General features: G+C 41.0%; 2 protein-coding genes and 1 pseudogene. All 3 read right to left on the bottom strand.

What is annotated here, in order from left to right; genetic code table 11:
* Positions 1 to 191, bottom strand: a 191-nt coding sequence (locus ACFIKO_RS09295; RefSeq protein ID WP_375620514.1) for a lysozyme, incomplete at its 3' end; no start/stop codon positions are given.
* Positions 192 to 254: 63 nt separating this feature from the next.
* Positions 255 to 584, bottom strand: coding sequence for a hypothetical protein (locus tag ACFIKO_RS09290; protein ID WP_375620515.1), 330 nt, complete (start codon positions 582 to 584; stop codon positions 255 to 257).
* A 9-nt stretch (positions 585 to 593) separates the two neighbouring features.
* A pseudogene (locus tag ACFIKO_RS09285) lies at positions 594 to 1,046 on the bottom strand (hypothetical protein); the annotation flags it as partial.

Below are 1,046 nucleotides of genomic sequence, written 5' to 3'. Positions count from 1 at the left end.
AAGTCTTCACAAAGGATTTCTTCTGCTTGCTCTTTGTTAATACACATGCCTTTTTTGACGAGGGGGTGACCCGCATTGCTGGTGTGACCATAACCAATCGTCCAAACACATGCCGTATCTCTATAAGCCTCTAAACGCAATCCTTCCCATTGTTTGATAAGTTCTAATCCTTCTTTCGATATCTTTCTCATCTGACGCTCCATAAAAAAAGCCCCACAAAAGTGAGGCTGGATAAAAATGTTTTTTTATGATCTCTATTGACTATGCTCTTTGATCAGTTGCTCGACTTCTTCAACACGAAAGCCAAGTTGAAAGAGCGGCGCATGTTCGCTTTCCTGTAATTCATATTGAGTGCGCTTTGCTACAAAATCACCATTTGAATCAAACAGCATGGTTGTTGTTAGACAAACCTTATGCCTCTCATCATCAATCCCCTCTTCATCATCTCCAAGCTCCTTTATCGCAACCCAATAAAAACGCGTCTCTAAAAGCTGCCCTAGCCTTCTTACTGTTTCAACCTTATCAAATTCGAGCATATTCAGATAATCTTCCTTGCTATTTAAATGCTCTGGATAATCTATCATCTACACCTCCTAAACAAAATGCCGTGGATGACTACATCCACGGGCGCTAGCCGATTCATACATGGCATTCCGTATAATGACTGCACGCAGATGTGGAGTGATATTCGTAGTATCTGACCAGTCTCCACCAGCCAACAATGCATACATATCTTTTTTAAACTGTACATTTGGTGAGGTTCCAGTTACTGTTTGCATGAAACACACATCTCTCACAAATTGCCAAACATAACCGCAACCATCTTCACAACCGATATGCGAAATCATCCGTATATTTGCCGTATTCTTATGACCTCCAGAATGTTTTGGTGAAGGTGCTTTTTTGCCTTGAATCCCACCACCTTCATTGCTTCCATACATCGCAGAGGTAAATTCTGTATTATTGAGCAAAGCCTTCTTAACACGCAGCATATCGGATATATGATCTGTTTGTAGACGGTTCGTCGTAATAGGAACATTATACGC

Source organism: Bartonella sp. TS82HLJMH, assembly GCF_042193495.1.
GTDB lineage: Bacteria > Pseudomonadota > Alphaproteobacteria > Rhizobiales > Rhizobiaceae > Bartonella > Bartonella grahamii.
This window is presented reverse-complemented; position numbering and strand designations above follow the sequence as displayed.

Coding starts and splice junctions, on each gene's coding strand:
- ACFIKO_RS09290 (WP_375620515.1), bottom strand. CDS start 584: ATGATAGATTATCCAGAGCATTTAAATAGCAAGGAAGATTATCTGAAT.